Origin of the sequence: Sphingomonas qilianensis (assembly GCF_039614825.1) — a bacterium.
GTDB classification, from domain to species: Bacteria; Pseudomonadota; Alphaproteobacteria; order Sphingomonadales; family Sphingomonadaceae; genus Sphingomonas; species Sphingomonas qilianensis.
This window is the reverse complement of the sequence record NZ_JBDIMF010000005.1, coordinates 232,661-258,780: the sequence shown is the minus strand read 5'-3', so window position 1 is coordinate 258,780 and position 26,120 is coordinate 232,661. Positions and strand designations below refer to the sequence as shown.

Here is a 26,120-nt window from a genome sequence, read left to right as displayed (position 1 = left end):
TATCGATTGGGGCGGCTAGGCGCGCTCGGTTAGCCGATGATCGAAGGAGAGCGGGCATGGCAGGACGGGTGGTACGCACGATCGCGCGGGCGGACGCGCAGGTCATCGATGGGCTCGCGGCGGCGGGCGTCGCCACCGTGCATGAGTCGCAGGGGCGGATCGGACTGCTCGGCAGCCGGCTACGGCCGATCTATCCCGGCGCGCGGATCGCCGGATCGGCCGTGACGATCTCCGCACCGCCGGGCGACAATTGGATGCTGCATGTCGCGATCGAACAACTGCAGCGGGGCGACATTCTGGTGCTCAGCCCTATCTCGCCGTGCGAGGACGGCTATTTTGGCGACCTGCTGGCGACCTCGGCAATGGCAGCGGGCTGTCGCGGACTGGTGATCGACGCCGGGGTGCGCGACGTACGCGATCTGACGCAGATGGGCTTTCCGGTCTGGTCGCGGGCGGTGTTCGCGCAAGGCACGATCAAAGCGACGCTCGGCAGCGTGAACGTGCCGATCGTGTGCGCCGGCGCGGCAATCGAGGCGGGCGACGTGATCGTGGCGGATGATGATGGCGTGTGCGTGGTTAAACGCGCCGACGCTGCACGCGTGCTCGAAGCGGCGCAGGCGCGCGAGGCGAACGAGGAATCGAAGCGCCGGCGGCTCGCGGCCGGCGAGCTCGGGCTCGACATCTACGACATGCGCGGCAAGCTTGCGGCGATGGGACTGACCTATGAGTGAGGCCGCGCGCTGCATGTGGATGCGCGGCGGCACGTCGAAGGGCGCGTTCTTTCTGGCTAACGACCTGCCCGCCGACCCAGCGGCGCGCGACGCATTCCTGCTGCGCATCATGGGGTCGCCCGATCCGCGCCAGATTGACGGGATGGGCGGGGCGGACCCGCTGACGTCGAAGGTGGCGATCGTCTCGCGCTCGACGCGCAACGGCGTCGATGTCGACTATCTTTTCCTGCAGGTGTTCGTCGACAGGCCACTGGTCAGCGACGGCCAGAATTGCGGCAACATGCTGGCCGGCGTCGGCCCGTTCGCGATCGAGCGCGGGCTGATCGCCGCGCCGGGCGATGAGACGCGCGTGGCGATCTTCATGGTCAATACCGAACAGGTGGCAGTTGCGACCGTGCAGACCCCTGGCGGCGCGGTTTGCTATGACGGCGATGCGACGATTAGCGGCGTGCCCGGCACCGCCGCGCCGATCCCGCTGGCGTTCCGCGACACGGCGGGATCGTCGTGCGGCGCATTGTTGCCGACCGGCAATACCGTCGACCATATCGACGGCGTCGCCTGTACGTTGATCGACAACGGCATGCCGTGCGTGGTGTTCGCCGCGGCGGATGTCGGCGTCACCGGCTATGAGGATCGCGAGACGCTCGATGGCAATGCCGACATGAAGTCGAAGATCGAGGCGATCCGCCTCCAGGCCGGGCCGCTGATGAACCTCGGCGACGTGATCGACGCCTCTGTCCCCAAGATGATGCTGGTCGCCGCACCGCGAAACGGCGGCGCGATTGCGGTGCGCTCGCTGATCCCGCACCGCGTGCACGCCTCGGTCGGCGTATTGGGCGCGGTCAGCGTCGCGACGGCATGCCTGATCGACGGTTCGCCCGCCGCGGCGCTGGCCGTCGTTCCCGAGGGGCGGCGCAAGACGCTGGCCGTCGAGCATCCGACCGGCGTCACTGAATGCGTCGTGACGATCGACGCGGCAGGCGCACCGGTGGAGGCGGGGATGCTGCGCACCGCGCGCAAGCTGATGGACGGGGAAGTGTTCGCATGAGCCTGGATGCGGCGGGCCGGGTACGCAGCTGGACACTCGATCATTCGCGCCCGAAGTACGTACCGCCTAGCGGCGCAGTGGATGCGCATTGTCACGTCTTCGGGCCGGCAGACCGGTTCCCGTTCAGCGCCAAGGCGAAATACCAGCCGCAGGATGCCGGTCCGAATCAGCTGTTCGCGCTGCGCGATCGGCTCGGCTTCGCGCGCAACGTGATCGTGCAGGCGAGCTGCCACGGCACCGACAATGCCGCCACGCTCGATGCGATCGCGCGGTCCGGCGGAATGGCGCGCGGCGTTGCGGTGGTCGATCCGGCGATCTCCGAGGACGAGCTTCTGGCGATGCATGACGGCGGCATCCGCGGCATCCGGTTCAATTTCCTCAAGCGGTTGGTCGACGACGCGCCAAAGGACCGTTTCCTCCAGGTCGCCGCGCGGCTGCCCGCCGGCTGGCATGTGGTCGTCTATTTCGAGGCCGATATCCTGGTGGAGCTGCGGCCATTCCTCGACGCGATCCACGTCCCGCTGGTGATCGATCATATGGGCCGGTCCGATGTGACGCAGGGGCCGCACGGGGCCGACATGCGCGCCTTCCGGGCGCTGATCGAGGCGCGCGACGACATCCACTTTAAAGTGACCTGCCCCGATCGGCTCGACCCTGCCGGCCCGCCGTGGGATGATTTCGCGCGCGCGGTCGCGCCGCTGGTCTCCGATTATCCGGATCGCGCCCTGTGGGGCACCGACTGGCCGCATCCCAACATGCAGCACGCGATTCCCGATGACGGTGCGCTGGTCGATATGATCCCGCGCATCGCGCCGAGCGCGGCGCTGCAACGTGCGCTGCTGATCGACAATCCGATGCGGTTATACTGGGCCGACTGATAGGCGCGACGCGCGGTTTGAGTCAGACGTCGCGGCTGCAGCGTCAATCGACCGATTTAAACAATGGTTGCTCCCGGTCGAGCATGACGCGGACCGAGGCGAGGCCGTGGGGCAGCGCTTGCGGTTTGACGACGGTCACCACTGCCGTGCGCACCGGGCCGAGCGACAGGCAGCGCCGCGCGAGCATCTGGGCGAAAGTTTCGATCATGCCGATATGCGCGTCGGCAATCGCCTCGGCTTCGGCAACGATGCGGCGATAATCGACGCTGTCGGTCAGATCGGCGCCCTGCGCGCCAGCGGCGAGTGTCAGATCGACAGACACGATCAGCGGCTGGCGGCGGCCGGCCTCGTCCGGATTGATGCCGATACAGGCCGATAGCGGCAGATCGCTGACGCTGATGACGATGCTCACTGCCGAGCCAGCGTCGCCGCGCGAACCGTGTTGGCGAGCAGGCAGGCGATCGTCATCGGCCCGACGCCGCCCGGCACCGGCGTCGCCGCGCGGGCGTGGCCGAGCTGCTCGAACGCCACGTCGCCGACCAGCCTGGTGCGACCGTCGCCGGCCCTGATGCGTGTGATGCCGACGTCGATCACCACCGCGCCGGGCTTGATCCAGTCGCCCTGCACCAGTCGCGGCGCGCCGGCCGCGGCGACGACGATATCGGCCGTGCGGACGATCTCCGATAGGCCGCGCGTCGCGATATGCGTCACGGTGACCGTGCATTCGCGCTCGAGCAGCAGCATCGCGACCGGCTTGCCGACGATGTTCGATTTGCCGATCACCACCGCGGCAAGACCGCGATAATCCTCGATCACGCTGTCGAGCAGCAGCATGCAACCAAGCGGCGTACACGGCACGAGACCGCCGGTGCCGGTCGACAGCCGCCCGACATTGACCGGGTGGAAGCCGTCAACGTCCTTGCCCGGCGCAATCGTATCGAGCACGCGGCTTGCTTCGACATGTTCGGGCAGGGGAAGCTGAACGAGGATGCCGTGTACCGCAGGATCGCGGTTGAGCGCGTCGATCAGCGCCAGCAATGCCGCCTCGTCGGTCGCGGCGGGCAGGCGATGCTCGAACGAGACGATGCCGACGCGCGCCGATTCCGCCACCTTGCGTGCGACATAGACCTCGCTTGCCGGGTTGCTGCCGAGCAGGACGACCGCCAGCCCGACGCGGACGCCGATCTCGGCAAGCGCCGCAACCTCCGCCGCCGTCGTATCGGACAGCGTGCGCGCTATCGCGCGTCCGTCGATCGGGGTCATCGAAAGACGACGGTACGCGATCCGTTGAGTAACACGCGATCCTGCAAATGGTATGTCACTGCCTGTGCCAGCACGCGGCGCTCGATGTCGCGGCCCTTACGCACCAGATCCTCGGGCGTCTCGGCGTGGCTGATGACCTCCGCGTCCTGCGCGATGATCGGCCCCTCGTCGAGATCGACGGTGACATAATGCGCGGTGGCGCCGATCATCTTGACCCCGCGCTCGTGCGCCTGGTGATATGGCTTGGCGCCCTTGAAGCCGGGCAGGAAGCTGTGGTGGATATTGATGCACCGCCCCGACAGGAAGCCGGCAAGATCATCGGACAGGATCTGCATATAGCGCGCGAGCACGATCAGGTCGGCCTTGGTCTCGGCCACGACGCGCTTGATCTGCGCCTCCTGCTCGGATTTGCTGTCCTTGGTGACGGGAAAATAGTGAAAGGGGATGTCGCCGATCATCGTGATGTGCAGCGCGCGCTGTGGATGATTGGAGACGATGCCAACCACCTCCATGTCGAGCTCGCCGATGCGGTAGCGGTAGAGCAGGTCGCCCAGACAATGGTCGAATTTCGACACCAGCAGCAGGACGCGCTTGCGCTCGATGGCGGCGTGCATCGTCCATTCGGCGCCGATGTCGTCGGCCAGCGGCTTAAAGGCCGCGCGCAGGACATCGGGGCTTTCGCTTCTCTCAAGCTCGAACACGGCGCGCATAAAGAAGCGGCCCGTCAGCCGGTCATCGAATTGCTGCGCGTCGATGATGTTGCCGCCCTGATCGGCGAGAAAGCCGGCGACGCGCGCTACCAGCCCGGGGCGATCGTCGCAGGACAAGCGTAGCGTGAGCGTTTCAGTCATGCGTGGCGCGCCTCGTATTCGTTGATCCAGTCGACCGTGCGAACAAGCCCGCCGAACGGATAGAAATGCAGCCGGACGGGGCCGTGCGCCGCGGTCAGCCCGGCGGACATCTTTTCGAGCATCGCGTCGGGCCCGGCGGTGCCGAGCAGCTTGGTCAGCGAGATCCCGTATTTGCTCAGCACCGAGGCCGAGGCGCCGACGCCGCAATGCGCCGCGAAGCGCAGCAAGGTCTTGATGCCGGCGGGGCCGGGCACGCCGATGCGCACCGGGCAATCGACGCCGCGCGCGCGCAGCTTTTCGAGCCACACGAGGAATACGTCGGCGTCGAAGCCGAATTGCGTCACGATCAGGGTCGCCATGCCGCGGCGCGTGATCTCGTCGCGCTTGGCTTCCAGCGCGGCCCAGCACGCGGCCTCGTCCATCGCTGGGTGCCCGTCGGGGTGGCCGGCGATGCCGATCGCAACGATGCCATTCGCCTCGAAGATACCGGTGCGGATCAGCGCCATCGTATCCTCGAACGGCCCCGCCGGCACCGGCGGGTCGCCGGCGACGAGAAACGCACGCCGCGCCCCGGCTTCCGCCACGGTACGCCGCACGGTCTGTTCCAGCTCGTCGCGGCTGAGAATGCGCCGGGCCGACAAATGCGGCATCGGTTCCAGCCCGAGCGCGCGCACGTCGGCGGCGGCGGCGATGCGCGCCTCCATCGATTCGCCCGGCAGGAAGGTTATCGCAACCGGCGTATCGGGCGCGATCCGCGCCCCCGCCTCGGCCAGTGCGGGGCGATCCTTGGCGGTCATCTCCAGCGAATAGCCGTCGGTCATGCTTGTCGCCGAGCGCGCCCAATTGGGATGGATGGCGGGGATGGCCATGGTGAAAATCCTCCGTTCGACTGTGCCGCCGCTTCGACAAATGCTCTAGCGCTGCGAGTTCATTTCGTATAGGTGAAATATTCATGGACGCGAACAATTACGATTCAGTTCAAGCCGCTGAGCCGCTACTGCTGCTGCCGGGGTTAATGTGTGATTCGCGCATCTTTGCAGCGCAGTTCGCCAGGTTCGAGTCCGCGGTGCCTGCGGCGGATTACGGCGATGCGGACGATCTTGGCGACATGGCGGTTCGCGTGCTCGCCGCCGCCCCGCCGCACTTCGCCGTGCTTGGGCATTCGATGGGGGCGCGCGTCGCACTGGAGATAATACGACAGGCGCCCGAACGCGTGACTCGTCTTGCGTTGGTCAGCACCGGCGTACATTTGCCCACGCCACAGGAAGCACCCAAGCGGCACGCGCTGCGCGATCTCGGCCGCGCCGAGGGCATTGTGGCGCTGGTCGATGCCTGGCTGCCACCAATGGTGGCCGATGCGCGCCGCGACGATGTCGCCCTGATGGCGCGCTTGCACGCGATGTGCGTCGCGGCGGGGCTCGGTCGCTTCGAAGCGCAGATTGCCGCCTTGCTCGGGCGGCGCGAGGTCGAATCGATGCTGCCAACGATCACCTGTCCGGTGCTGGTGGCAGTCGGTCGCGAGGACCGCTGGAGTTCGCCCGAGCAACATGAAAAGATTGCCGCGCAGATACCACATTCCCGGCTCGTCGTGATCGACGGCGCAGGGCATATGCTACCGGTGGAAATGCCCGACGCGCTCAACGACGCGATCCTCGGCTGGCGCGCTTTGCCAATCACAAGAATAGTACAAGGAGAGAATGTATGACCGATAGCCTGCAGAACCTGCTCGACCAGAGCGGCGACATCGTCACGCTGCTGCGCAACCAGCAGAGCGGCCCCAACGTCTATCCGGGCGTGCCGGGGGAATATTCCAACTGGCGCGCCGAACAGCAGGCCTGGGCAACCACCGCCGTGCTGTTCAACCAGTCGTTCCATATGGTCGATCTGGAAGTGTCCGGGCCGGACGCCTTCGCGATGCTCAATCATCTTGGCGTCAACAGCTTCAAGGGATTCGTGCCGAACCGCGCCAAGCAGTTCGTGCCGGTCACGCCCGACGGCTACGTCATCGGCGACGTGATCCTGTTCTATCTGGAGGAGAACCGCTTCAATCTGGTCGGACGCGCGCCGACGATCGAGTGGGTGGAATATCATGCCGCGACCGGCGACTGGGATGTCACCGTCTCACGCGATGAGCGCACCGCAGCGCGCCCCGATCCCGAGAATCGCCGCAACTACCGTTTCCAGCTGCAGGGCCCGAACGCGATGAAGGTGCTGCAGGAGGCGATGGGCGAGACGCCGCCAGACCTGAAATTCTTCCACATGACGACGCTGAAACTGGCCGGCTGCGACGTGCGCGCGCTACGTCATGGCATGGCCGGGCAGCCGGGCTACGAATTGTTCGGGCCATGGGCAGATTATGACACGGTGCGTGACGCGCTGATCGCAGCGGGCAAGGATTTCGGGCTGACCTTGGTCGGGGGCCGAACCTATTCGTCGAACACAATCGAATCCGGCTGGATCCCGTCGCCGCTGCCCGCGACCTATTCGGGCGAAGGTACGCGCGGTTTCCGTGAATGGCTGACGGATGGCAGCTATGAGGCGAAGGCGTCGATCGGTGGCAGCTACGTGCCCGACAGCGTCGACGGCTATTATCTGACGCCGTGGGATCTTGGTTACGGGCCGTTCGTCAAGTTCGATCACGACTTTATCGGTCGTGAGGCGCTGGAGCGGATAGCGGGGCAACCGCATCGCCGTAAGGTGACGTTGGCGCTCGACAATGAGGATCTGATGCGCGTGGTAAGTTCGCAATTCACCAAGGGGGATCGGGCGAAATACATGGAATTCCCCTCGGCGGTCTATTCGATGCACCCCTATGATCAGGTCCTCCGGGACGGGAAACTGGTCGGGCTGTCGACCTGGATCGCGTACAGCGCCAATGAGGGGAGGATGTTGACGCTGGCGATGCTGGACGCGGCTCATGCAGAGCCGGGTACCGAAGTGACGTTGCTGTGGGGCGAGCCCGACGGTGGCACGAGCAAGCCGACCGTCGAGCGCCACGTGCAGACCGAGATCAAAGCGATCGTCTCGTCCGTCCCCTATTCCGAAGCGGCACGAGACGCCTATGCCGAAAGCTGGCGCACGAAGCAGAACGCGTGACGCGAGAATGCGGGGCGCGGGGGCGGTCTGCAATTCCTCCCCCGCCCGATCGACATATGGTCGATGGACTTCGTCTCGGACGCACTATTCGATGGGCGCCGGCTGCGGGCGCTGACGGTGGCAGACGCCTTCACGCGCGAGGCGCTGGCGGTCGACGTCGACCAGGCCATCAAGGGCGAACAGGTGGTCGAAGCGATGACACGGATCGCGCTGTCGCGCTGGGCGCCCCGGAGCATCCGGGTGCACAACGGCCGGGCGTTTATCTCGAAGGCGCTCGACCGTTGGGCATACGAGAACGGCGTGACGCTGGACTTCAGTCGACCGGGCAAGCCCACCGACAATGCCTTCGTGGAGTCGTTCAATGGTCGCCTTCGCGACGAATGCCTGAACGCGAATTGGTTCCTGTCCATGACCGACGCCCGAGCCAAGATCGAGGCCTGGCGGCGGGACTATAACGAGAGCCGTCCTCACACATCGCTTGGCTGGATGACGCCGGTCGAATATACTGCTGCGACGGCCGCCAAGGCGGCCGAATGAACGCCGGAAACTCACCCTCAGGTTGGATGAGAAACCGGGGGACCCTCATTCCGGTGCCCGACTCTAGCCCCAACTGGAGGAAAAAACAGGGGTTACGTCAGGAGCACCGCAGTTCGCCGAATGGGTGAAGCATCGCGGTTCTCATAACCAGATTTTACCGACCGCTGCTTGAAAGCAGCCATCACAGCAGGCGTATACAACTAATAACCGAAATTTCGCTTCGCGTATCATCGTTGCGACTTGCTGTTGAGCGCCAGATGGATAAGCCCTTGGCATTTGACCGACAGTTCTATTGTCAAGGTAAGGAGGTTTAAAAGTCGGCGAGAGTGCGGATCTTCTTCGTGAAATTGACCTCTAACGGGCGGAAATGGCGTTAGCCGGCTTGCCAGCAATAGCGGCTGCTTTTACCGATCCCGGGATGCGACCCCACCACGCTCAGCCATTAGTTCGATATCAATGGCCATAAGAAAACAATCCACAAGATACCGGAGGGAATGAGTAGGTATTGCGCCCAACTGGATTGGCGAAAGACATGCTCTGTCGCGGAGGTTGCAAGATACGAATCGCCCTCATTTTTATGACTTCGATCTATAAGGGCTACGCTGTGCATCTGTGTTTGCATGAGCTCTCCCATTGTTCGTAGACCGTGAAGAGAAACGTCAAGTGACTGACAATTGGTACGGCGAGCTGGCCGATAAGCAGAACTACGCCCCCCTCCCGTAGTAACGCAATTTCGTGATACACCGCCTAGGTTAGCGGAACGACCTCAATGCCGCCGGCCTTTCGACCGACGGCACTGAGATGCGACTCCGCTGTCGCTTAGAGTTCAGAAAGCGCACGGACCCTAGCCGTGAAGTTAATCTCCGACTGGCGGATCTTGCGACGCATAACGCCGCCGACCAAACCGAACCCGAGAAGCATCATTGCCCAGGTAGCCGGCTCCGGCACCGCGCCAACCGGCACGTTGTTGATTGTCACCCCGGCAAAGGCAAGACCAGACTGGTATGCGGTGTCTCCCACGTTAGTAACGCCGAAACGTAGCTGATAGGCCCCCGCCCCTGCGAGCGTGTACTGAGAACCGATCCAACCAGTGTAGCCGCAACCAGCGGCGTAGCAGCTGCCGCTTGACCCGCCCAATTGGGACCAAACAGGGGCGCCACTCACTATGGCCGTTGTGGCTGGCGTAAGTACAGAGTCATTGGCGGGTAGGCCAAAGCCCGGGCTGGTATTGCCGCTCGGCGTCGTACGACCGGTGAACAACCATGCCGCATGAATTCCGTTATTTAGTAACTCTGCAAAAGCATAATCGGTAAAGCTTCCGCTTCCATCGCTTGTGACATAATTAAAATAAAAGTTAAGTGAATCCCCGGTTGTTGCTGTGAAAACGCTGGTGAGAAACTCTGACCCGATCGTTCCACCTGCAACGCCGGGTATTTGCCCCGCGCCGGATAAGCCGCCGACCGTCGAGATATATTGATAGCCGGGACCAAAAGCTGGCGGAGAAGTGACTACACCATTTGGGCTACCGGATCCGCAAGTTCCGATGCAAGTATCCGCAGATGCTTGACCGCTGTACAAGCAACCTGCTGCCATAAGCGCAGAAAAGGCAATGTTTTTCATAGTTTCCCCCAAAGCCAATGATCGGCGCAAGCATATCTCGAGTCGAGCTGGTTCATGACATAACGTAGGCCTATCTCGGCTTTCTAAAATATTGCGTCATCATCATGTGAGCGACCCCTGTTCGAGTCCGGTTAACCGTATCTTAACCGTGAATATATTGAAATACTGAAAGCTAGGCGATTCTTACAAACACAAAATATGATAAATACCGTATCTAGCGAGCGATCCCGTGCTGCGATTAATCTCGATTAGGGGCACGACCCATTGATCTGAGAGGCGCGATCAGCTCTGTCAGACCAAATGCACCGATAGTTGGGCGTTGTGGGGCAGGGCGTCGGCATGATCCGTCCCCGCAAGCCCGCCAGCCGGCTTCGTCAGACCAATGTGGCAGCGGCAGCGGGCCGCTGCTAGCGGGCATTGATGAGCCGAAAATCAAGGGCGCTTCCACCGAGCCCGTTCCGTCGATTCAACTCGTCGCCAGAGGTGATCCGCCTGGTGGTGATGATGTACGTGCGATTTCCGCTCTCGCTGCGCAACGTGGAGGACCTGCTGTTCGAGCGCGGAATCGACATCTGCCATGAGACGGTGCGTATGTGGTGGAACAGGTTCGGGCCGATGTTCGCCGGCGACATCCGCCGGCAGCGCGTCTCGCGGATGCGGGGCTTTCGTCACTGGCGCTGGCACCTGGACGAGATGTACGTGAAGCTAAATGGCGAGATGGTCTATCTCTGGCGAGCGGTCGATCACGAGGGTGAGATTCTTGAGAGCTACATCACCAAGACGCGCGACAAGGATGCGGCACTTACCTTCATGAAGAAGGCGCTGAAGCGGCATGGCAGCCCGGAGGCGATCACCACCGACGGTTTGCGCTCCTATCGTGCAGCGATGAAAGAGCTCGGTAATGCCGAGAAGCAGGAGGTCGGACGCTGGGCCAACAACCGGGTAGAGAACAGCCACCTGCCGTTCCGACGACGAGAGCGAGCGATGCTCAGGTTCAGGCGGATGAAGACGTTACAGAAGTTTGCCAGCGTGCATGCCAACGTCCACAATCACTTCAATCTCGAACGCCATCTCGTCGATCGCCAGACTTACAAGGAACGCCGCTCAGCCGCACTGGTTGAGTGGAGCATGATCGCGAGCTAGGGATTCGTGGTCAAAGAGCGACATCCATCGTGTGGAGAGCGGTTCGCATTAGACTGACAGCACCAGTGGTCTTGCTCAAATGGCGAAATGCATCGTGTGGAGAGCGGTTCGCATTAGACTGACAGCACCTCTGGAAGCGGTGGGCAAGAGCTACAGCTTTTCCGGGCTGAACGGCGACAACCCGACCAACACGTACGGCTTCAATCCGGCCGATCCCGCGCAATGGACCGTGCAGGGCGCCGAATCGCGCGACGACGGCATCGACAGCGAATTCTACAATGCCAAGGGCGAGCTTGCCTGGCGCGTCGCCGAGGGCTCGACGCTCAAGGCGGGCGCCAGCTACAAGCATTTCGAGAATGGCGGGCTGCAGCGCCGCGCGCAGTTCAACTATGACGGCAAGACCGGCCTGCCGGTGGTGCCGACCCGCGTGATCCCGTACAGCAGCCGCACGCCCTATATCATCGCCGATATCGACGGCACTTATCGTGCACTGGGCATCAGCGGCACGGTAAATGCAAGCAATGCAATCGCGGGTGCCGATTACGAAGTGCGCGAAAAGACCGTTGCCGCTTATGTGCAATATGATCTCAACACCCGGCTGGGGGAAGTCGGCGTGCGCGCCAATCTCGGGCTGCATTATTATCACACGTCGCTCAATTCGTCGGGAACGGCGCTGACTGGCACGACGCTGACGCCGGTCGATATCACCAACAGCTATGACGGTTTCCTGCCCGCCGCGAACCTTGCATTCGATCTGAATCGGTCGCTGGTGCTGCGCGTCAGCGCCAACCGCAACGTCAATCGCGCCGCGCTCAACGACATGCGCGCGGCCGCAACGATCAACGTCGCCGCCTTCGGTGGCACGATCAGCGCGGGCAATCCCGACCTTGCGCCGTTCATCGCGGATTCGGTCGAGGGATCGCTCGAATATTATGACGGCAAGCGCGGATCGCTGGCGATTGGCGTGTTCCACAAGAAAATGAAATCCTTCATCACCACCGAGACGACGCCGGTCCCGTACAACACTACCGGCTTCCCCGTATCCCTGCTGCTGCCAGGCCAGGATCCGGCGATCCTGTTTAACTATACCCGGCCGGTGAACGGGCCGGGGGCCTCGATCAAGGGAATCGAGGTCGCCGCCAAGCGCGACTTCGATTTTCTCCCTGCGCCGTTCGACGGCCTCGGCGTGCTCGGCAACCTGACGCTGGCCGATGGCAACACCGACGTATTGTTTTCCGGGACCGCGGTGAACCTGCCGCTGACCAACCTGTCGAAAGTATCGACCAACGCCACGATCTACTACGACACCGGCCGATGGGGGGTGCGCGGCTCGGCGGCGATGCGCAGCAAATATCGCTGGGGCAGCGGCGGCAACGGCAATATCGGCGAATATATCAAGGGCACGACCAACTTCGATGCCTCGGCCTATGTCAACGTCACGCCGCAACTGCAGCTGACGCTGGAGGCGATCAACATCGGCGACGAACCGATCGTCCAATATGCCGACAAGGATGCCAAGCGTATGATGACCAACACGGTCAGCGGTCGCACGATCCTGTTCGGCGCGACGATGCGGTTCTGATGGCGCGGCCGGCCGCTGGACACTCCAGTGGCCGGCAATTCGAAGTAGGCTCTTCGCAAGGCCGGACCGCCCAGCGCTAACTGGCCATCTCCCGTTCTTCGACGGTGAATGCTTGGGCTCACTGAACGACGGGCGAACGCTCGCAACCCAATATGCATTTCGTACTTCTATGACGGCCGTTAGTTTCAAATGAATGGGCGTCTGCTTTTGGGAGGCGTTGGGATGCCGCTGGATGACCGCATGTGGGTCTTAACTGCTGCGAACCTGTCGAATAGATCCTCAATGGCACCATGCGACCACGCATATGACAATGCGGTCAATCGATCCGCAGGCCACTTGTCAGAGCTTCGAGCAATGCGTTCACCTTCGGGCTGAGCTGCCGGCTGCGTGGCCAGACGAGGTGCAGCGGGAGGCCCGCGGTCGCCAGCGTGGGAAGGATCTCGACCAGCGCGCCGCGCTGGAGCTCGTCCTTGATCAGCCAGGTCGCTAGTTGGGCGATGCCGAAGCGGGCCTTGACCGCGCCGACCTGCGCTTCCGCACTGCCCAGCACGATGCGCGGCTCCAGCGTGCGTTCCTCGACCCGGCTGGCGCCATCGGCGAAGCGCCAGGCGATCGTGCTGCCGTCGGCACGGCCGTAAAGGATGCAGTCGAACTTCGCGAGATCGTCGGCCGAGCCTGGGGTGCCACGGCGGTCGAGATAGGCGGGGGCCGCGCAGAAGATCACCCGTTCGTTGCCGAGGTGACGATGGCCAAGATTGTCGGCGCCCGTGTCCACCCCTCGGTCGACCGCGCCGATGCGGATCGCGATATCGATGCCCTGCTCGACGATATCGACCTTTCGGTCGGTGAAGGTGATGCTCGGCCGCAGATTGGGATAGCGCTCGGCGAAGGCGAGCAGCAGCGGCATCGCCTGCATCCGCCCGAACGCAACCGGCACATCGACCTTCAGCCGCCCGACGATCTCCGAGCGGTGCGCCGCCAGCACTGCCTCGGCATCGGCGAGATCGCCCAGCACGCGAACGCAGGTCTCGTAAAACGCCGCGCCGACATCGGTCAGCGTCAGACGGCGGGTCGTGCGCTCGAACAGCCGGCTGCCGAGCCGCGCCTCAAGCCGCGCGACACTCTTGCTTACGGCGGAATTGGTCAGGTTGAGGCGTGCGCCGGCGGCAGTGAAGCTGCCGGCATCGGCCGTGGTAACGAAGGCTTCGATGCCCTTGAGGCGTTCGGACGGGATCATGGCGCTACTCATTGTGGAATTATAGTCGCGCCATACAGGAATTAATGCCGCAGGACGCGCCTTTCTGTCGCGCGTAGGGAGGCTGGCTAACCGGAGTTTGCCCATGTCCCTCGCCCGTCCTGTTCCCGCCGACACCCCCGGCACCGCGTCCGCAGGGCACGGCCTCGCAGTGCTGCTGCTGGCGATATCCGCCTTCGTGATCGTCACGACCGAATTCATTATCGTCGGATTGTTACCGAGCCTGGCGCGCGACTTGGGCATCTCGATCTCGACCGCCGGGCAACTCGTCACGCTGTTCGCCTTCACCGTTATGCTGGCCGGGCCGTTCCTCACCGCGATGCTCTCGCATTTCGAGCGCAAGCGGCTGTTCGTCGTGATCCTGCTGATCTTTGCCGGCGCCAACGCGCTCGCCGCCGCCGCGCCCGACATCTGGATTCTCGGCTTCGCGCGCTTCCTGCCGGCGCTGGCGCTGCCGGTATTCTGGGGCACGGCGAGCGAGACCGCCGGCGAGCTCGCCGGTCCCGAGAAAGCGGGCAAGGCGGTCGCCAACGTCTATCTCGGTATTTCCGGCGCGATGGTGCTGGGCATTCCGCTCGGCACGCTCGCCTCGACCGCGTTCGGCTGGCGCGGCACCTTCTGGGGCCTGTCCGGCCTGTCGCTGCTGATGGCGGTGCTGCTGCTGGTCGTCATGCCGACGCTGGCGAGGCCGGCGCGCGTGAAGCTCGCCGAACAGGCGCGTATCCTCAAGGACCCGTATTTCCTCGGCAACGTCGTCCTCTCGGTGATCGTGTTCACCGCGATGTTCACTGCCTATACCTATTTGGCGGACACGCTCGAGCAGATCGCCGGCATTCCGGCCGGGCAGGTCGGCTGGTGGCTGATGGGGTTCGGGATCGTCGGCTTGGCCGGCAACTGGCTGGGCGGGCAGTTCGTCGCGCGCGGCCCGCTGATGGTCACTGCGATTACCGCTTTGGTGTTGGCGGCGGGCATGGCGGCGACGACACTGGTTGCCGGCTCGCATGGGTGGTTGGCCGTAGCGCTCGCCGTGTGGGGCATCGCCAACACCGCGCTCTACCCGATCTGCCAGGTGCGCGTGATGCAATCCGCGAGCCACGCCCAGGCGCTGGCCGGCACGCTCAACGTGTCGATGGCGAATGCCGGGATCGGCCTCGGCGCGATCATCGGCGGGTCGGTAATCCTGCATCTCGGCCTGGCCAATGTCGGCTATGTCGCCGCAGCGATCGCCATCCTCGCCGCGATCGTCGCGCCGCTGGTTGCTCGGCTCAAGGCTGGGAGCGCCTGATGCAGATCGCGTCGGACCTGGCCCAGCATCCCGCTTATGCCCGCGTGTTTCAGCCCGGCCGGCTGACCTTGGGCTTCATCGCGCCGCTCGAAGCCTATCCCGATGCGCCCTGGCCGACGCTGGCGGACCATGCGACGTTGGCCCAGACGGTCGATGCGCTCGATTTCGCTGCCATCTGGCTGCGCGACGTGCCATTCTACGATCCGAACTTCGGCGATGTCGGGCAAGTGCTCGATCCGCTGGTCTATGCCGGCTTCCTTGCCGCGCAGACCAAGCGGGTCGCAATCGGCACGGCGGGGATCGTCCTGCCGCTGCGCGATCCGCTGATCGTCGCCAAGCAGGCGGCGAGCGTCGACCATCTGCTTGGCGGGCGCTTGCTGCTCGGCCTGTCGACCGGCGACCGGCCATCGGAATTCGCCGCGTTCGGGAGCGATCTCGCCACCCGCGCGGAACGGTATCGCGAGGCGATCGCGGTGATCCGCGCCGCAACCGAACAGTCGTTTCCGCGGCATGTCTCGACGCATTACGGTACGCTGGACGGGACGATCGACATGGTCCCCAAGCCGGTCGGGCCGCGACTGCCGGTGCTGGCGATCGGCCGCGCCGGGCAGACGCTCGACTGGCTCGGCGAGAATACCGACGGCTGGATCTGGCATCTCAGCGACGCCCGACGCTTGCCCGAAATGCTGGCCAAATGGCGCGAGGTGACCGCGGGTGGGCCGTTCAAGCCCTATGGCTATGGCGCGATGTTCGACCTGTTGGCGGATCCACATGCGCCGCTCTCATATGGCGGCGGCGGGATGCGCAGCGGCCGCGACGCGCTAATCGAGCTGTGGAAGCGCCAGTGCGACGAGGGCGTCAATCACGTCGCGCTCAATCCGAAGCCGCTACGCCGCCCGTTCGCGGAAGTCGCCGACGAACTCGCCACCCACGTCCTGCCCCATTTCCCCACCGACGCGCGTTGATCGTCGGTCTCGAAGGAACCACCATGAGCGAAGTTTCGATCACCACCGATTATGCCGATCGCGACGCGAGCATCGCGATCAACAGCTACACCACCGTGTTGCGCCGCCCGCGCGTGCCGCACGAGGTGTTCGCGACCTATTGGCGCGATGTGCATGGCCCGCTGTGTGCGCGCATTCCCGGGCTCGGCTGGTACGTGCAGAACCATCTGAATCGCGAGCAGGACGCGCATCTCTGGCCCGCGATCGACGGAATCGCGCCGTTCGTCGAGTATGAACTCGACGGCGGAGTCGAGATCGGCTTCGCCTCGCAGGCCGATCAGGACGTGTTCAACGCGGCGAGCCATATCCTATTCGCCGACGAACAGAATATGTTCGCCGCCACCGTCGCCTATGCGCTCCCGACCGGATCGCGCACCCTGGTCGATCGCCTGGCGGATCCGATTCCCAACGGTGACGACGGGCTCGATCGCCTGCACATCCATTTCGGCGCGAGGGGCGACGATGCGGCGGCGTTCGGCGAATTTATGACCGGCTTTGCCGAGACGCTCGCGGCGGACCCGGCGGTACTGAAGCTGCGCCTCCACCTCCCGGACAGTTACGACAATGCGAACCCTGCGCCGCCGGCCCCCAATGTCGATCATCTCGTCCCAGCCGAACGCACGCTGATCGCAGTGATCGAGCTCGCCTTCGAAATGCCACTGACGCGCCGCGCCTTCTTCGACTCCGAGACGTTCCGCGCCACGCAGGAAGGACAGAAGCGCCATATTGCGTATGCCTCGGCGTTCGCGGTCAGCGGCGTCTACACCTATGTCCGCAATAAGCAGCTTACCACCGCAGGGCTGCGCGGCAGTCGCCCGGCGCAACTGATCGAGCGGCTCGGCGCCAACAACCAGCTCGCAAGCGAGGTGCGCCAGCTGATGCAGGAAGGAAAGATGCCATGATTTCGACGGACGGCAGGTATTCTGCTGGTCCATGTAATCCAGGATCAGCAGCGTAGTGCGACGTAACGACCGTCCGAGCGGCAATCTTTTCGTGATGGTCGAGCGTTGCGCTGTCCTTAGGCAATTGCGCACGGCTCCTAAACAGGCGGCTTCAGCGAAATAACAAGTGTCCGGTTACGGGAGGCGGGCAGGAGAGCTGAATGTCGTCTTATGGTCGTAGCAGAAGGAACGCGAATTACCGACGCAACGCTCACCAAATCGACGGCGGCGTACGCCGCCGGGGCGCCCAATGCTAGCCGGTCGCGGGGGCGCGAATATTAGATCGCATCAGTGCTGCGCGCCCCAAGGCTACACCCTCTCGATACGGTGGCTTAGTCTTTCAAAGGCTCGGGGTCGTCCACCCTTCTCAACGTGAAGAACAGCGCAGCGTGGCCGCGAAAATCCATCAGGCCCAGCACGACGCCCGGGGAGACCGCACGGAAAAAATCGATGATTGGCTGCCGATCGTACACCATGGCTGCCGTAGACATGCCGCGGGACGAAACCTGACGTAGTCGCGCTGTGGCTCTGTCAGACCAAATGCACGGGTCGTTAGGCGGTGTGGGGTAAGGCATCGGCATGCCCCGTCCCCGTAAGCCTGCTAGCCCCTTTCGCTATTTCAATTCATCTCCGGAGGTGATCCGGCTGGTGGTGATGATGTATGTCCGTTTCCCGCTATCGCTGCGCAACGTTGAGGACCTGCTGTTCGAACGCGGCATCGACATTTGCCATGAGACGGTGCGGATGTGGTGGAACAGGTTCGGGCCGATGTTCGCAGGTGATTCGCCGCCAACGTGTGTCACGGATGCGCGGCTTTCGTCACTGGCGCTGGCATCTGGACGAGATGTACGTGAAGCTGAATGGGGAGATGGTCTACCTCTGGCGAGCGGTGGATCACAAAGGCGAGATCCTCGAAAGCTACATTACCAGGACCCGAGACAAGGCGGCTGCGCTCACCTTCATGAAGAAGGCGCTGAAGCGGCATGGCAGCCCGGAGGCGATCACCACCGACGGTTTGCGCTCCTATCGTGCAGCGATGAAAGAGCTCGGTAATGCCGAGAAGCAGGAGGTCGGACGCTGGGCCAATAACCGGGTAGAGAACAGCCACCTGCCGTTCCGACGACGAGAGCGAGCGATGCTCAGGTTCAGGCGGATGAAGACGTTACAGAAGTTTGCCAGCGTGCATGCCAACGTCCACAATCACTTCAATCTCGAACGCCATCTCGTCGATCGCCAGACTTACAAGGAACGCCGCTCAGCCGCACTGGTTGAGTGGAGCATGATCGCGAGCTAGGGATTCGTGGTCAAAGAGCGACATCCATCGTGTGGAGAGCGGTTCGCATTAGACTGACAGCACCGCCATCTACTCCGCCAGTAGGCAGCGCAAATTCTCTCTTCAGACTATGGCCCCAACTGCGCGCGGAACCGCGCGGTTCGAGGTTTTGCTGCCGCCAGTTCGGTACGCGGCGATCCTGACCTGCCGTGGGCAAGTCGCTCGCCGGCCAACAGTCCAGAACGGGTTGCGTCGGATGGGACCCAAAGCCCGTATTGGGCACTCGCGGCAACGATGCCAAAGAATCGCCGCTGGGAAAAATTCAAAGCCAGCCGCATGCGGATGGCGACGCTATCCGCTCCCAGTGGCAGTACCACAGAAGGATAGCCAAATGACCGATCCCGTACACGATATCGTCGATACCGCGGTTGCCGCCGGGGCCTTTTCGACGCTCGTCGCCGCCGTTACCGCGGCGGGACTTGTCGATACCTTGAAGGGCGATGGCCCCTTCACCGTGTTCGCGCCGTCGGACGATGCGTTCGCCGCGCTTCCTGCGGGAACCGTCGAGACGCTCGTCAAGCCTGAGAATAAGGAGCAGCTCACCGCGATCCTGCTGCTCCATGTCCTGCCCGGCAAGGTGATGGCGGCGGACGTTGCCGGACAGGTCCTCGATCCGGCAACCGCCGGAGGCGCGACGGTCCATGTCGACGGGACGAACGGGGTGACGGTCAACGGCGCCACCGTCGTAACCGCAGACATCGCCTGCTCGAATGGCGTGATCCACGTCATCGACGCGGTCCTGCTGCCTAAGACCTGAGACAGGTGCCAGCGGCGGCCCGGTGACCGACCGCCGCTGGTTCGCTTGCCGCACGACGAGAGAGACCGAATGAAGATCGCCATCATCGGCGCCGGTATTGCGGGCCTTTCTTGTGCCGAAACGCTGCAGTTGCAGGGCCATGCGGTGGCGCTGTTCGACAAGGGGCGCGGCGCGGGGGGACGTATGGCCACACGCCGCGCGACGACCGCGTATGGCGACGTCGCGTTCGATCATGGCGCGCAATATTTCACCGCCCGCGACCCGGCCTTCGCGGAGATGGTGCGCGCGTGGGAGACAGCGGATGTCGTGACGGCCTGGCCGAGTGCCGGGGCGAATGCGTGGGTCGGGACGCCCGGCATGAATGCGGTGGTCCGCGCGATGGCACGGCACCTGCCGGTTCGCTGGAATGCTCCGGTCGATGCGATCCGGCGGATCGGTCATTCATGGGCGCTCGATCCCGTTTCCGAAGCGCTGTTCGACGCGGTGATTGTCGCGACTCCGGCCGAGCAGGCCGCACCGTTGCTGATCGCGCACGATCCGGCAATGGCGGCAATGGCGCAGTCCTGCCCGTCCGCGCCCTGCTGGACGGCGATGGTGGCGTTCGATCAGCGCATCGCGCTGGACGCCGATATCGTTAGAGACAGTGGCATTCTGAGCTGGGCCGCGCGCAACAGCGCCAAGCCGGGGCGCGGCGGGGTGGAGGCCTGGGTGCTCCAGGCGACGCCACAATGGTCGCGCGAGCATCTGGAGGACGATGCGGGCTTTGTCGTTCCTGCGTTGCTGTCAGCGCTTGCCGATGCGGCGACGGCGCAATTGCCCGAGCCGATCGTGCGGATCGGTCATCGCTGGCGCTACGCCCGTGCCACCGTCACGCAGCATGGCGCCTTGTGGAATGCCGCGACTTGCATTGGCGCCGTGGGTGACTGGCTTCTTGCCCCCCGGGTGGAAAGCGCGTGGCGGTCGGGCCGGATACTGGCCGAACGAATCATCGCGCATACTTAGCCGGGCATGCCCGCGACGATCCGCCGGTCGATCGCAAAGTCGCGCGCGATCTCGCGCGCGGTCATTTTCGCGGACATCATCACCGAGGGCGTGCCGCCGCCGGGCTGGGTGCCCTGTCCGACCAGATAGAGGTTGGTGATATCCTCGCTGCGGTTGTGCGGGCGGAAGAAAGCGGTCTGCGTCAGGCGCGGTTCGACGCCGAATCCGTTGCCGGCATAAGCGCCCAGCGTCTGCTCGAAATAGTCGGGCGTGACGAAGCTGCGATAGACCAAGCGTTTGCCCAAATCCGGAATATAGCCGCGTTCCTCCAGAAAGCGCAGCACCTTGTCGGCAAAGGCGTCTCCGATCGTCGCCCAGTCGATCTCACCGAGCGTATTGGGCACGGGGATCAGCGTGTAGGCGGCATGATGATCCGGCGGTGCCAGGGTCGGATCGGTGAAGGTCGGGATGTGCAGATATTGGGAGAAATCGTCGGCGAGGATCTTGCGTTCGAAAATGTCGGTCAGCAATTCCTCGTAGCGTGGGCCGAGGATGATATTGTGGTGCCGAAGATCGGGGTCGCCATCGCGCATCTCATACCCGAAATAAATCACCATCAGCGACATGCTCTGCTTGCGGAACTTGACCACCGCATCGCGATTGATTCGCCGGTGCGCCTTGTCGACCAGTTTCAGATAGGTTGTGGCATAATCGGCATTGGACACGACCAGATCGGCCGTCAGTCGTTCGCCCGAGGCGAGCGTCACGCCGGTTGCGACGCGCTTGCGGCCCCTTTTTTCGACGTCGATTTTCGCGACCTGGGCGCCGAGCTGTACCGTGCCACCCAGTTCCTCGAACTTGCGCACCAGCGCCTTGACCAAAGCGCCGGTGCCCCCCATCGCAAAATGCACGCCCCAGGTCTTTTCGACGAAATGGATCATCGCGTAGATCGCTGGCACTTTCAGCGGATTGCCGCCGATCAGCAGCGGTTCGAAGCTGAACACCTGCCGCATCTTGTCACTCTTGAAATATTTGCTGATCAGCGAGAACAGCGGCTGCACCGCGCCGAGCTTGAGCAGATCGGGAACGACGCCGAGCATCGAGCCGAGACTGCCGAAATAGGTGTAGCCGAGCTCCAGAAAGCCGCGCTGAAAAATCGCTCGCGCCGCTTCGTGGAAGCGCTCGTAGCCGTCGAGATCCTCGGGCGCGAGGCGCGCGATCTGCGCGCGGACGTTCGCGGGATCGGCATCATAATCGAAGAAGCTGCCGTCGTCGAAATAGATGCGGTAAAAAGGCAGAACCGGCACGATATCGAGATAGCGGCTGGTATTGGGGCCGCCGCTGATGCCCGAGCGCACGCGCTGCCCGTCACCCAGCACCGCGGGGGGAAAATCCGGCGCGTCCAGCATCGCCAGATCCCGCTGGAGCGTGAAAAGTTCTTCGATAAAGTGCGGCACGGTCAGCACCGTCGGCCCCATGTCGAAGGTGAAACCCTGCGCGCGCCGGACATAGGCCCGCCCGCCGACGTCATCGAGCTGTTCGACGATGCGGGTGTCGAAGCCAAGGCTCTGAAGGCGGATCGCGCAGGCAATGCCGCCGATGCCGGAGCCGATTACGAGTGCGGTACGACGGGTCATGCGCATGCTGTCTTTTCTTGAAATATGATCGGCGGGGCGTGGATGGCACGGTCGAGCCGTCGCTGGAGCCAGCGCGACAACAGCAGGTGTGGTACAGCGACTGACGCCAGCATTTGAAAGGCCTGCGCCACAAACGGCGGATCGATACGCGCCGGCGCAAGCCAGCGCATTGCGAGCCAACCGAAGATCGCGAGGAGCGACAGCGCTGCGCCGGTCGTGAGCCACCGCGTCAGCGACATGTCGTTCAGCGCCACGCGGGTCTGCGCCAAATGGCGCGGCGAATGAAGGAAAACGAAAAACAGCGCAAAGCCCCAGACCGGCGGGAGCACGATTAGCAAAACGAAGCATAGCGCCATGGCTGCCGCCCAGCCTCGGCTGCCGTCCCGCCACGCGAGCAAGACGCCGGCGGCGGTGACCAGCAATGCCACTGGCGCGGCCGCAGTGATGATCTGCGCGATGACGGACGCCCGGGGGTCGCTCATCATCGTGAACAGCGTGGAAACCTCTGCCGGGTGTCCGATCGTCGCCGCCGCGATTACGGCCGCGCCCGCCGCGCAGCGCAGCAGCGGCTCGTCGAGCATCTGCCAGTCCTCGCCGAAATGGACCGCGGCAACCGCGAGGAACAGCATGAGCGCGACCAGCGGCACTATCATCCACAGCAGCGCCATCAGCAGGGTGATGATGGCATATCCCGTGACGGCAAGCATGAGCGTAGCGCGATCGAGCGTAACGGCGCGGCGCAACAGCGCAATGTCATAAGCCCCGTGCGGCAGCCCGCCGCCGATGAACACGATGCTCGCCAGCGTTACCGCGCCCGACGCGTCGAGCCGGACGCCGAGCACCGTAGCCAGGCCGAGCGCTGCGGCGGCGAGCCAATAGGCCGGATAGACGATATCGCCGCGCCCCTGAGGGACGCGGCGTTTCGCCAATAGCTCAGGGTAGGGAGCCGTGGCCATCGGATCAGACGGCGTAGCCCCTGCCGTCGGTGTCCTCGACCTCCGATTTGCGGACCGCAATCAGGAAGATGAGAACGCCAAGCCCGGCCTTCGCGGCGATGTCCGCGATCGTATAGCCGATCTGGATTGTCGTAGTGACGTTGCCCCCGGTTAGCCCGGCATAGGGCGCCATGTAGACGATCGGGTAAAAGCCCCACGAGGCAAAGGTCAGCAAGCGGGCCTTGCGCACCAGGTTCTGCGCGCTCGCGGGTTGCTGTGCGATCGACTTGCCGAGCCCGCTGAACAGTTCCCAAACGATGTAGACGAACGGAATTGCCGACAAGGTGCCCCACAGGACGCGTGTCGGGATGTCGTTCGAGATTTCGCCGGGATAACCAAGCACGATCATCAATGCGGCAGCCGAGCCGAGCCGGACCGACTTGGATATGGTTTCCTCGCGCGACAGGCGCATGACCAGCACCAGTTCGATCAGCAGCAATGGCACGGTCAGCAGCCAATCAACGTACCGATACGCATCATTGAATGCAAAGGGGGTCGCCGTGACGACACCATTTCCGAACGTATAGGCGGCGGTCCAGCTCTCGAAGATGCGGTAATAGTGATAGGCCGCGATTGCAGTGACCAGCCCTGAAATGGTCAGCGCGGTGCGGTATGCCGGCGCGACTTGCGAACGACTGAGCCACAGAAACGCCGTGGCCGCGGCCATTGTCGCGAACGTAAAGGAAAAGGCATTATACACTAACGAGAATTGGAAGGGCGTGACGATATCCATCGGGGTCTCCGTCGCAGTGATCCGCGGCACGGGTGCGCCGCGCAGAATGGCGGGAGATCACGCAATCGTCGGGAAACGATCCTGGGGCTCCCGCGATGTCGTCACAGCGGCACCAGACGGGCGAGGGAAGCGGCCAGCCGAACACCCAATGGGTATTGGTTGTCGACTATGCCGCTGTGGCGACAGCATTGTAATACGGTGCACGCGGCGCTCGGACGATACGGACCTTATACCGTACCTTGGCAATGCGAAATTACAGTCCGGCCTCGACCGCCAAGCGTATCAGGTCAGCCGTGGTTTGCAGCCCAAGTCGGTTCATCAGGATCGCGCGGTGCATCTTGACGGTCTTTTCCGCCAGGTTCAGTTTTGCTGCGATCTGCTTGTTGAGCAGCCCGTTCGCGACAAGCTTGAGCACCTGCCCTTGTCGCGGCGACAATGCCTTCACCATTTCGGCGGCGCGGATGCGGCGCATGCTTGACGGGGCCGCCGCATCGGCATCGATTTCGACCTGTGATCCCAGGAAATACAGCAACGCGTCATCCTCGTCATAGATAGGTGCGACGAGGACCGCGTTGCGAAACGGTTGGCCATTACGCTTATAGTTGAGGATTTCCACTAGGACCGGGCGGTGTTCCCGCACGCCCCGGCGGATTTCCTCGGTCAGCCATGGTTCGGTCGCCGGCCCAGACAGGAAGCGGCAGTTGCGCCCAACGACTTCCTCTGTCGGATAGCCGGTCAGCGCGCAAAAAGCCGCATTGCACGCCACAATCGGATTATCCGGCAATCGCGGGTCGCTGATCACCGAAGGGATCGGGCTATCGACGACAAGGCGGACATGGCGATTGTCGGACGGATCGAGTTCTAGCGTATGTTCCATGTCAAAAGCGCACCCATGCCGGTGTTCTCTTTCTAAGCCGCCGGCACCACGATGACACGCGATTTGTCTCGATAGGTACGTGGGCGATTTTGTGGCCACATCCATCATTGCCGGCGCCGTGGCACAAGAAGCAACCAGTGTCTCGCCAGATGCCAGGACAAGGAACGCCATATTGCGGGCTAGCGCAGGAAATATCGCAGCGACCTGGCCTGGCCAGTCACAAAGCTGTCGCCACGTGCCCGGTGCGCGCAAACACTTGTTGGAGCGCCTCTGGCGTCGCCTTTCGAACCGCGCCGCCGGCGACTTCCTCAACCGACCATGACCAGGTCTGTGCCGGGTCATGTAGCATCGCCCATTTGGGAAAGAGCCGGGCAGCGACTTCGGCCCGATTGAGCAGCGTTACGGCAAGATGTCGGTCGTCGAGCGAGATGCGCGCGAACAGCGCATCAATCGCCGGCGCGTCGCCTTCGATCAACTGAAGATAGATGTCGTGGCGGCAAATGAGCGCACCAGTAATCGCGTCGCGTGAATTGTTACGGCGCGCTGTCGCGAGGATCGATGTGAGCGTGGTATGGTCATACCCGAATGGCTCCGACATGTAGATCAGTTGCGTGACCATGGCAGTCTTTCCTATCCAATGTACATCCCTACGCGATCCGGGAGCGGTGGACTAGTACTGCTCTAGATACGGGCATTTTGAAATATTGCGCGATGGGTCACGTGCGCACCGCGTGTCGTCCGCGCCGTCGTGCGTTTGCCACACCGGCTTTACAGGATCGAGATGCCTGCAGCCCCGCGTCGCCCCCATTCTGACAGCGACCGCGCACCGCGATCGCCAGGGGGCGGGGGGTAGATCAACCTGACGTTTTTCATGCCGCTTGCCGACCCGCGGCTGGCGTGGCCGGGCCGCCGGGCGCTGATTTCGCTAAATCCGATAGAGTGCCGGCACGCCATGCTATGCTGACGACGGCTGTCCGGACCGGCAGAGCGTGCCTCAGCGCGACGCGCGAGGATCGAGTTTGCCGCTTTTCGCAAGCAGCTGCTCGACACGAAACACAAACTCATCGGGGTCGAATGGTTTCTTCATATAATCATTGGCACCCGCAAAGCGGGCGAGCTCTTCATCCTGCGCCCCCCGTCGCCCTGTCAGCATCATCACCGGCAGGTCGTAAAAGGCCGGCAGATTGCGCAACTCGCGCAGCACGAGCACACCGGACAAGCCCGGCATGTTGCAATCGAGCACGAGCAAATCGGGCCTTCTCGCCTTGACCACACGCAAAGCTTCGGCGCCGTCAGCCACTAATCCAGCGCCATGGCCGCTGGATAGCAGCGCATCGCGGGCGATCTCGCCTACAAGCTCGTCGTCGTCGGCGATGATGATCAATGCCACTGGGTACCCTCGTTCGTTTGCGTACACTGGTATTACCGCCGATACCTTTCGATAATGCGAACCGCGCCAGCTGATGTTGCCTGGCGCAGTAGCATCGCGGTGGCCGGGGCACATGCTGGAGCAAGCCCTCCACCGGTTCGCCGGTACGATCTTGGCGAGCGAATTCTCCCGACATTTAGATAG

The 26,120-nt window shown here is 63.4% G+C and carries 25 protein-coding genes and 2 pseudogenes; 14 read left to right on the top strand and 13 right to left on the bottom strand.

The window, feature by feature from the left end; genetic code table 11:
- Positions 1-56: 56 nt before the first annotated feature.
- Genes ABC969_RS12860 through ABC969_RS12850 form a run of 3 tightly spaced genes read left to right on the top strand, consistent with a single transcriptional unit; the run spans position 57 to position 2,657 of the window.
- Positions 57-731, top strand: coding sequence for a 4-carboxy-4-hydroxy-2-oxoadipate aldolase/oxaloacetate decarboxylase (locus tag ABC969_RS12860; RefSeq protein ID WP_345865422.1), 675 nt, complete (start codon positions 57-59; stop codon positions 729-731).
- Positions 724-1,779, top strand: coding sequence for a 4-oxalomesaconate tautomerase (locus ABC969_RS12855; RefSeq protein ID WP_345865421.1), 1,056 nt, complete (start codon positions 724-726; stop codon positions 1,777-1,779). The genes ABC969_RS12860 and ABC969_RS12855 overlap by 8 nt, the downstream gene beginning before the upstream one ends.
- On the top strand, positions 1,776-2,657 hold the full coding sequence (locus ABC969_RS12850; protein ID WP_345865419.1) for an amidohydrolase family protein: 882 nt from the start codon (positions 1,776-1,778) through the stop codon (positions 2,655-2,657). Before ABC969_RS12855 ends, ABC969_RS12850 begins: the two co-directional genes overlap by 4 nt.
- A 43-nt stretch (positions 2,658-2,700) precedes the next feature.
- Here the strand turns inward: ABC969_RS12850 and ABC969_RS12845 are convergent, their stop codons facing one another.
- Genes ABC969_RS12845 through ABC969_RS12830 form a run of 4 tightly spaced genes read right to left on the bottom strand, consistent with a single transcriptional unit; the run spans position 2,701 to position 5,640 of the window.
- Complete coding sequence (locus ABC969_RS12845) at positions 2,701-3,069, bottom strand: dihydroneopterin aldolase (protein WP_345865418.1); 369 nt, start codon at positions 3,067-3,069, stop codon at positions 2,701-2,703.
- A complete protein-coding gene (locus tag ABC969_RS12840; RefSeq protein ID WP_345865417.1) occupies positions 3,066-3,920 on the bottom strand; it encodes a bifunctional 5,10-methylenetetrahydrofolate dehydrogenase/5,10-methenyltetrahydrofolate cyclohydrolase in 855 nt (284 codons plus the stop codon). The genes ABC969_RS12845 and ABC969_RS12840 overlap by 4 nt, the downstream gene beginning before the upstream one ends.
- Positions 3,917-4,771, bottom strand: coding sequence for a formyltetrahydrofolate deformylase (gene purU, locus ABC969_RS12835; RefSeq protein ID WP_345865416.1), 855 nt, complete (start codon positions 4,769-4,771; stop codon positions 3,917-3,919). Before purU ends, ABC969_RS12840 begins: the two co-directional genes overlap by 4 nt.
- The gene (locus ABC969_RS12830) at positions 4,768-5,640 is read right to left on the bottom strand and encodes a methylenetetrahydrofolate reductase (RefSeq protein WP_345865415.1); all 873 of its coding nucleotides are present in this window, start codon (positions 5,638-5,640) and stop codon (positions 4,768-4,770) included. The genes purU and ABC969_RS12830 overlap by 4 nt, the downstream gene beginning before the upstream one ends.
- An 83-nt stretch (positions 5,641-5,723) precedes the next feature.
- Between ABC969_RS12830 and ABC969_RS12825 the strand changes: the two genes are divergently transcribed.
- The 3 genes and pseudogenes from ABC969_RS12825 to ABC969_RS12815 form a co-directional block, all read left to right on the top strand.
- Positions 5,724-6,476, top strand: a complete 753-nt coding sequence (locus ABC969_RS12825) for an alpha/beta fold hydrolase (RefSeq protein ID WP_345865414.1) — start codon at positions 5,724-5,726, stop codon at positions 6,474-6,476.
- Positions 6,473-7,867, top strand: a complete 1,395-nt coding sequence (desA, locus tag ABC969_RS12820) for a syringate O-demethylase (RefSeq protein WP_345865413.1) — start codon at positions 6,473-6,475, stop codon at positions 7,865-7,867. Before ABC969_RS12825 ends, desA begins: the two co-directional genes overlap by 4 nt.
- A 51-nt stretch (positions 7,868-7,918) precedes the next feature.
- Positions 7,919-8,404, top strand: a pseudogene (locus tag ABC969_RS12815) (integrase core domain-containing protein); the annotation flags it as partial.
- A gap of 819 nt (positions 8,405-9,223) precedes the next feature.
- On the opposite strand, the gene ABC969_RS12810 reads toward ABC969_RS12815, so the two are convergent.
- Positions 9,224-10,024 (bottom strand): NF038132 family protein, encoded by an 801-nt coding sequence (locus ABC969_RS12810; RefSeq protein ID WP_345865412.1) that lies wholly within the window; start codon positions 10,022-10,024, stop codon positions 9,224-9,226.
- A gap of 420 nt (positions 10,025-10,444) precedes the next feature.
- On the opposite strand from ABC969_RS12810, the gene ABC969_RS12805 reads away from it, so the two are divergent.
- Both ABC969_RS12805 and ABC969_RS12800 read left to right on the top strand, forming a co-directional pair.
- Positions 10,445-11,167, top strand: a complete 723-nt coding sequence (locus ABC969_RS12805) for an IS6 family transposase (protein ID WP_345865411.1) — start codon at positions 10,445-10,447, stop codon at positions 11,165-11,167.
- A 94-nt stretch (positions 11,168-11,261) separates the two neighbouring features.
- Entirely contained in the window at positions 11,262-12,749 is a 1,488-nt protein-coding gene (locus tag ABC969_RS12800; protein ID WP_345865410.1) for a TonB-dependent receptor domain-containing protein, read from the top strand.
- A gap of 316 nt (positions 12,750-13,065) precedes the next feature.
- Here the strand turns inward: ABC969_RS12800 and ABC969_RS12795 are convergent, their stop codons facing one another.
- A complete protein-coding gene (locus tag ABC969_RS12795) occupies positions 13,066-13,986 on the bottom strand; it encodes a LysR family transcriptional regulator (RefSeq protein WP_345865409.1) in 921 nt (306 codons plus the stop codon).
- Between the two features lie 103 nt (positions 13,987-14,089).
- On the opposite strand from ABC969_RS12795, the gene ABC969_RS12790 reads away from it, so the two are divergent.
- From ABC969_RS12790 to ABC969_RS12780, 3 genes are read left to right on the top strand one after another with little or no spacing between them, the layout of a single operon-like run.
- On the top strand, positions 14,090-15,289 hold the full coding sequence (locus ABC969_RS12790; protein WP_345865407.1) for an MFS transporter: 1,200 nt from the start codon (positions 14,090-14,092) through the stop codon (positions 15,287-15,289).
- Positions 15,289-16,254, top strand: coding sequence for an LLM class oxidoreductase (locus ABC969_RS12785; RefSeq protein ID WP_345865405.1), 966 nt, complete (start codon positions 15,289-15,291; stop codon positions 16,252-16,254). Before ABC969_RS12790 ends, ABC969_RS12785 begins: the two co-directional genes overlap by 1 nt.
- Positions 16,255-16,277: 23 nt before the next feature.
- Positions 16,278-17,195 (top strand): EthD domain-containing protein, encoded by a 918-nt coding sequence (locus ABC969_RS12780; protein ID WP_345865403.1) that lies wholly within the window; start codon positions 16,278-16,280, stop codon positions 17,193-17,195.
- A 371-nt stretch (positions 17,196-17,566) separates the two neighbouring features.
- On the opposite strand, the gene ABC969_RS12775 is transcribed toward ABC969_RS12780, so the two are convergent.
- Positions 17,567-17,809, bottom strand: coding sequence for a DUF4334 domain-containing protein (locus tag ABC969_RS12775; RefSeq protein ID WP_345865459.1), 243 nt, complete (start codon positions 17,807-17,809; stop codon positions 17,567-17,569).
- A gap of 4 nt (positions 17,810-17,813) precedes the next feature.
- On the opposite strand from ABC969_RS12775, the pseudogene ABC969_RS12770 reads away from it, so the two are divergent.
- From ABC969_RS12770 to ABC969_RS12760, 3 genes and pseudogenes are all read left to right on the top strand, one after another.
- A pseudogene (locus tag ABC969_RS12770) lies at positions 17,814-18,528 on the top strand (IS6 family transposase).
- 370 nt (positions 18,529-18,898) lie between these two features.
- Positions 18,899-19,324: a fasciclin domain-containing protein gene (locus ABC969_RS12765; protein WP_345865401.1), complete on the top strand. Its 426-nt coding sequence runs from the start codon at positions 18,899-18,901 to the stop codon at positions 19,322-19,324.
- Positions 19,325-19,393: 69 nt separating this feature from the next.
- Positions 19,394-20,326 (top strand): NAD(P)/FAD-dependent oxidoreductase, encoded by a 933-nt coding sequence (locus ABC969_RS12760; protein ID WP_345865399.1) that lies wholly within the window; start codon positions 19,394-19,396, stop codon positions 20,324-20,326.
- On the opposite strand, the gene crtI is transcribed toward ABC969_RS12760, so the two are convergent.
- From crtI to ABC969_RS12730, 6 genes are all read right to left on the bottom strand, one after another.
- Positions 20,323-21,942 (bottom strand): phytoene desaturase family protein, encoded by a 1,620-nt coding sequence (gene crtI / locus ABC969_RS12755; RefSeq protein ID WP_345865397.1) that lies wholly within the window; start codon positions 21,940-21,942, stop codon positions 20,323-20,325. The two genes, ABC969_RS12760 and crtI, sit on opposite strands and share 4 nt — an antisense overlap.
- Positions 21,939-22,898 (bottom strand): Brp/Blh family beta-carotene 15,15'-dioxygenase, encoded by a 960-nt coding sequence (locus ABC969_RS12750; protein ID WP_345865396.1) that lies wholly within the window; start codon positions 22,896-22,898, stop codon positions 21,939-21,941. Before ABC969_RS12750 ends, crtI begins: the two co-directional genes overlap by 4 nt.
- Positions 22,899-22,902: 4 nt before the next feature.
- Complete coding sequence (locus ABC969_RS12745; RefSeq protein ID WP_345865395.1) at positions 22,903-23,670, bottom strand: bacteriorhodopsin-like; 768 nt, start codon at positions 23,668-23,670, stop codon at positions 22,903-22,905.
- Between the two features lie 253 nt (positions 23,671-23,923).
- The gene (locus tag ABC969_RS12740; RefSeq protein WP_345865458.1) at positions 23,924-24,547 is read right to left on the bottom strand and encodes a LuxR C-terminal-related transcriptional regulator; all 624 of its coding nucleotides are present in this window, start codon (positions 24,545-24,547) and stop codon (positions 23,924-23,926) included.
- A gap of 217 nt (positions 24,548-24,764) precedes the next feature.
- Positions 24,765-25,166 (bottom strand): BLUF domain-containing protein, encoded by a 402-nt coding sequence (locus tag ABC969_RS12735; protein WP_345865394.1) that lies wholly within the window; start codon positions 25,164-25,166, stop codon positions 24,765-24,767.
- Between the two features lie 375 nt (positions 25,167-25,541).
- Positions 25,542-25,937 carry a response regulator gene (locus ABC969_RS12730; RefSeq protein ID WP_345865393.1) on the bottom strand — a complete coding sequence of 132 codons (396 nt, stop codon included), beginning with the start codon at positions 25,935-25,937 and terminating at the stop codon, positions 25,542-25,544.
- Positions 25,938-26,120 lie beyond the last annotated feature (183 nt).

Coding starts and splice junctions, on each gene's coding strand:
- ABC969_RS12860 (WP_345865422.1), top strand. CDS start 57: ATGGCAGGACGGGTGGTACGCACGATCGCGCGGGCGGACGCGCAGGTC.
- ABC969_RS12855 (WP_345865421.1), top strand. CDS start 724: ATGAGTGAGGCCGCGCGCTGCATGTGGATGCGCGGCGGCACGTCGAAG.
- ABC969_RS12850 (WP_345865419.1), top strand. CDS start 1,776: ATGAGCCTGGATGCGGCGGGCCGGGTACGCAGCTGGACACTCGATCAT.
- ABC969_RS12840 (WP_345865417.1), bottom strand. CDS start 3,920: ATGACCCCGATCGACGGACGCGCGATAGCGCGCACGCTGTCCGATACG.
- purU (WP_345865416.1), bottom strand. CDS start 4,771: ATGACTGAAACGCTCACGCTACGCTTGTCCTGCGACGATCGCCCCGGG.
- ABC969_RS12830 (WP_345865415.1), bottom strand. CDS start 5,640: ATGGCCATCCCCGCCATCCATCCCAATTGGGCGCGCTCGGCGACAAGC.
- ABC969_RS12825 (WP_345865414.1), top strand. CDS start 5,724: ATGGACGCGAACAATTACGATTCAGTTCAAGCCGCTGAGCCGCTACTG.
- desA (WP_345865413.1), top strand. CDS start 6,473: ATGACCGATAGCCTGCAGAACCTGCTCGACCAGAGCGGCGACATCGTC.
- ABC969_RS12810 (WP_345865412.1), bottom strand. CDS start 10,024: ATGAAAAACATTGCCTTTTCTGCGCTTATGGCAGCAGGTTGCTTGTAC.
- ABC969_RS12805 (WP_345865411.1), top strand. CDS start 10,445: ATGAGCCGAAAATCAAGGGCGCTTCCACCGAGCCCGTTCCGTCGATTC.
- ABC969_RS12795 (WP_345865409.1), bottom strand. CDS start 13,986: ATGATCCCGTCCGAACGCCTCAAGGGCATCGAAGCCTTCGTTACCACG.
- ABC969_RS12790 (WP_345865407.1), top strand. CDS start 14,090: ATGTCCCTCGCCCGTCCTGTTCCCGCCGACACCCCCGGCACCGCGTCC.
- ABC969_RS12785 (WP_345865405.1), top strand. CDS start 15,289: ATGCAGATCGCGTCGGACCTGGCCCAGCATCCCGCTTATGCCCGCGTG.
- ABC969_RS12780 (WP_345865403.1), top strand. CDS start 16,278: ATGAGCGAAGTTTCGATCACCACCGATTATGCCGATCGCGACGCGAGC.
- ABC969_RS12775 (WP_345865459.1), bottom strand. CDS start 17,809: ATGCCTTACCCCACACCGCCTAACGACCCGTGCATTTGGTCTGACAGA.
- ABC969_RS12765 (WP_345865401.1), top strand. CDS start 18,899: ATGACCGATCCCGTACACGATATCGTCGATACCGCGGTTGCCGCCGGG.
- ABC969_RS12760 (WP_345865399.1), top strand. CDS start 19,394: ATGAAGATCGCCATCATCGGCGCCGGTATTGCGGGCCTTTCTTGTGCC.
- crtI (WP_345865397.1), bottom strand. CDS start 21,942: ATGACCCGTCGTACCGCACTCGTAATCGGCTCCGGCATCGGCGGCATT.
- ABC969_RS12750 (WP_345865396.1), bottom strand. CDS start 22,898: ATGGCCACGGCTCCCTACCCTGAGCTATTGGCGAAACGCCGCGTCCCT.
- ABC969_RS12745 (WP_345865395.1), bottom strand. CDS start 23,670: ATGGATATCGTCACGCCCTTCCAATTCTCGTTAGTGTATAATGCCTTT.
- ABC969_RS12740 (WP_345865458.1), bottom strand. CDS start 24,547: ATGGAACATACGCTAGAACTCGATCCGTCCGACAATCGCCATGTCCGC.
- ABC969_RS12735 (WP_345865394.1), bottom strand. CDS start 25,166: ATGGTCACGCAACTGATCTACATGTCGGAGCCATTCGGGTATGACCAT.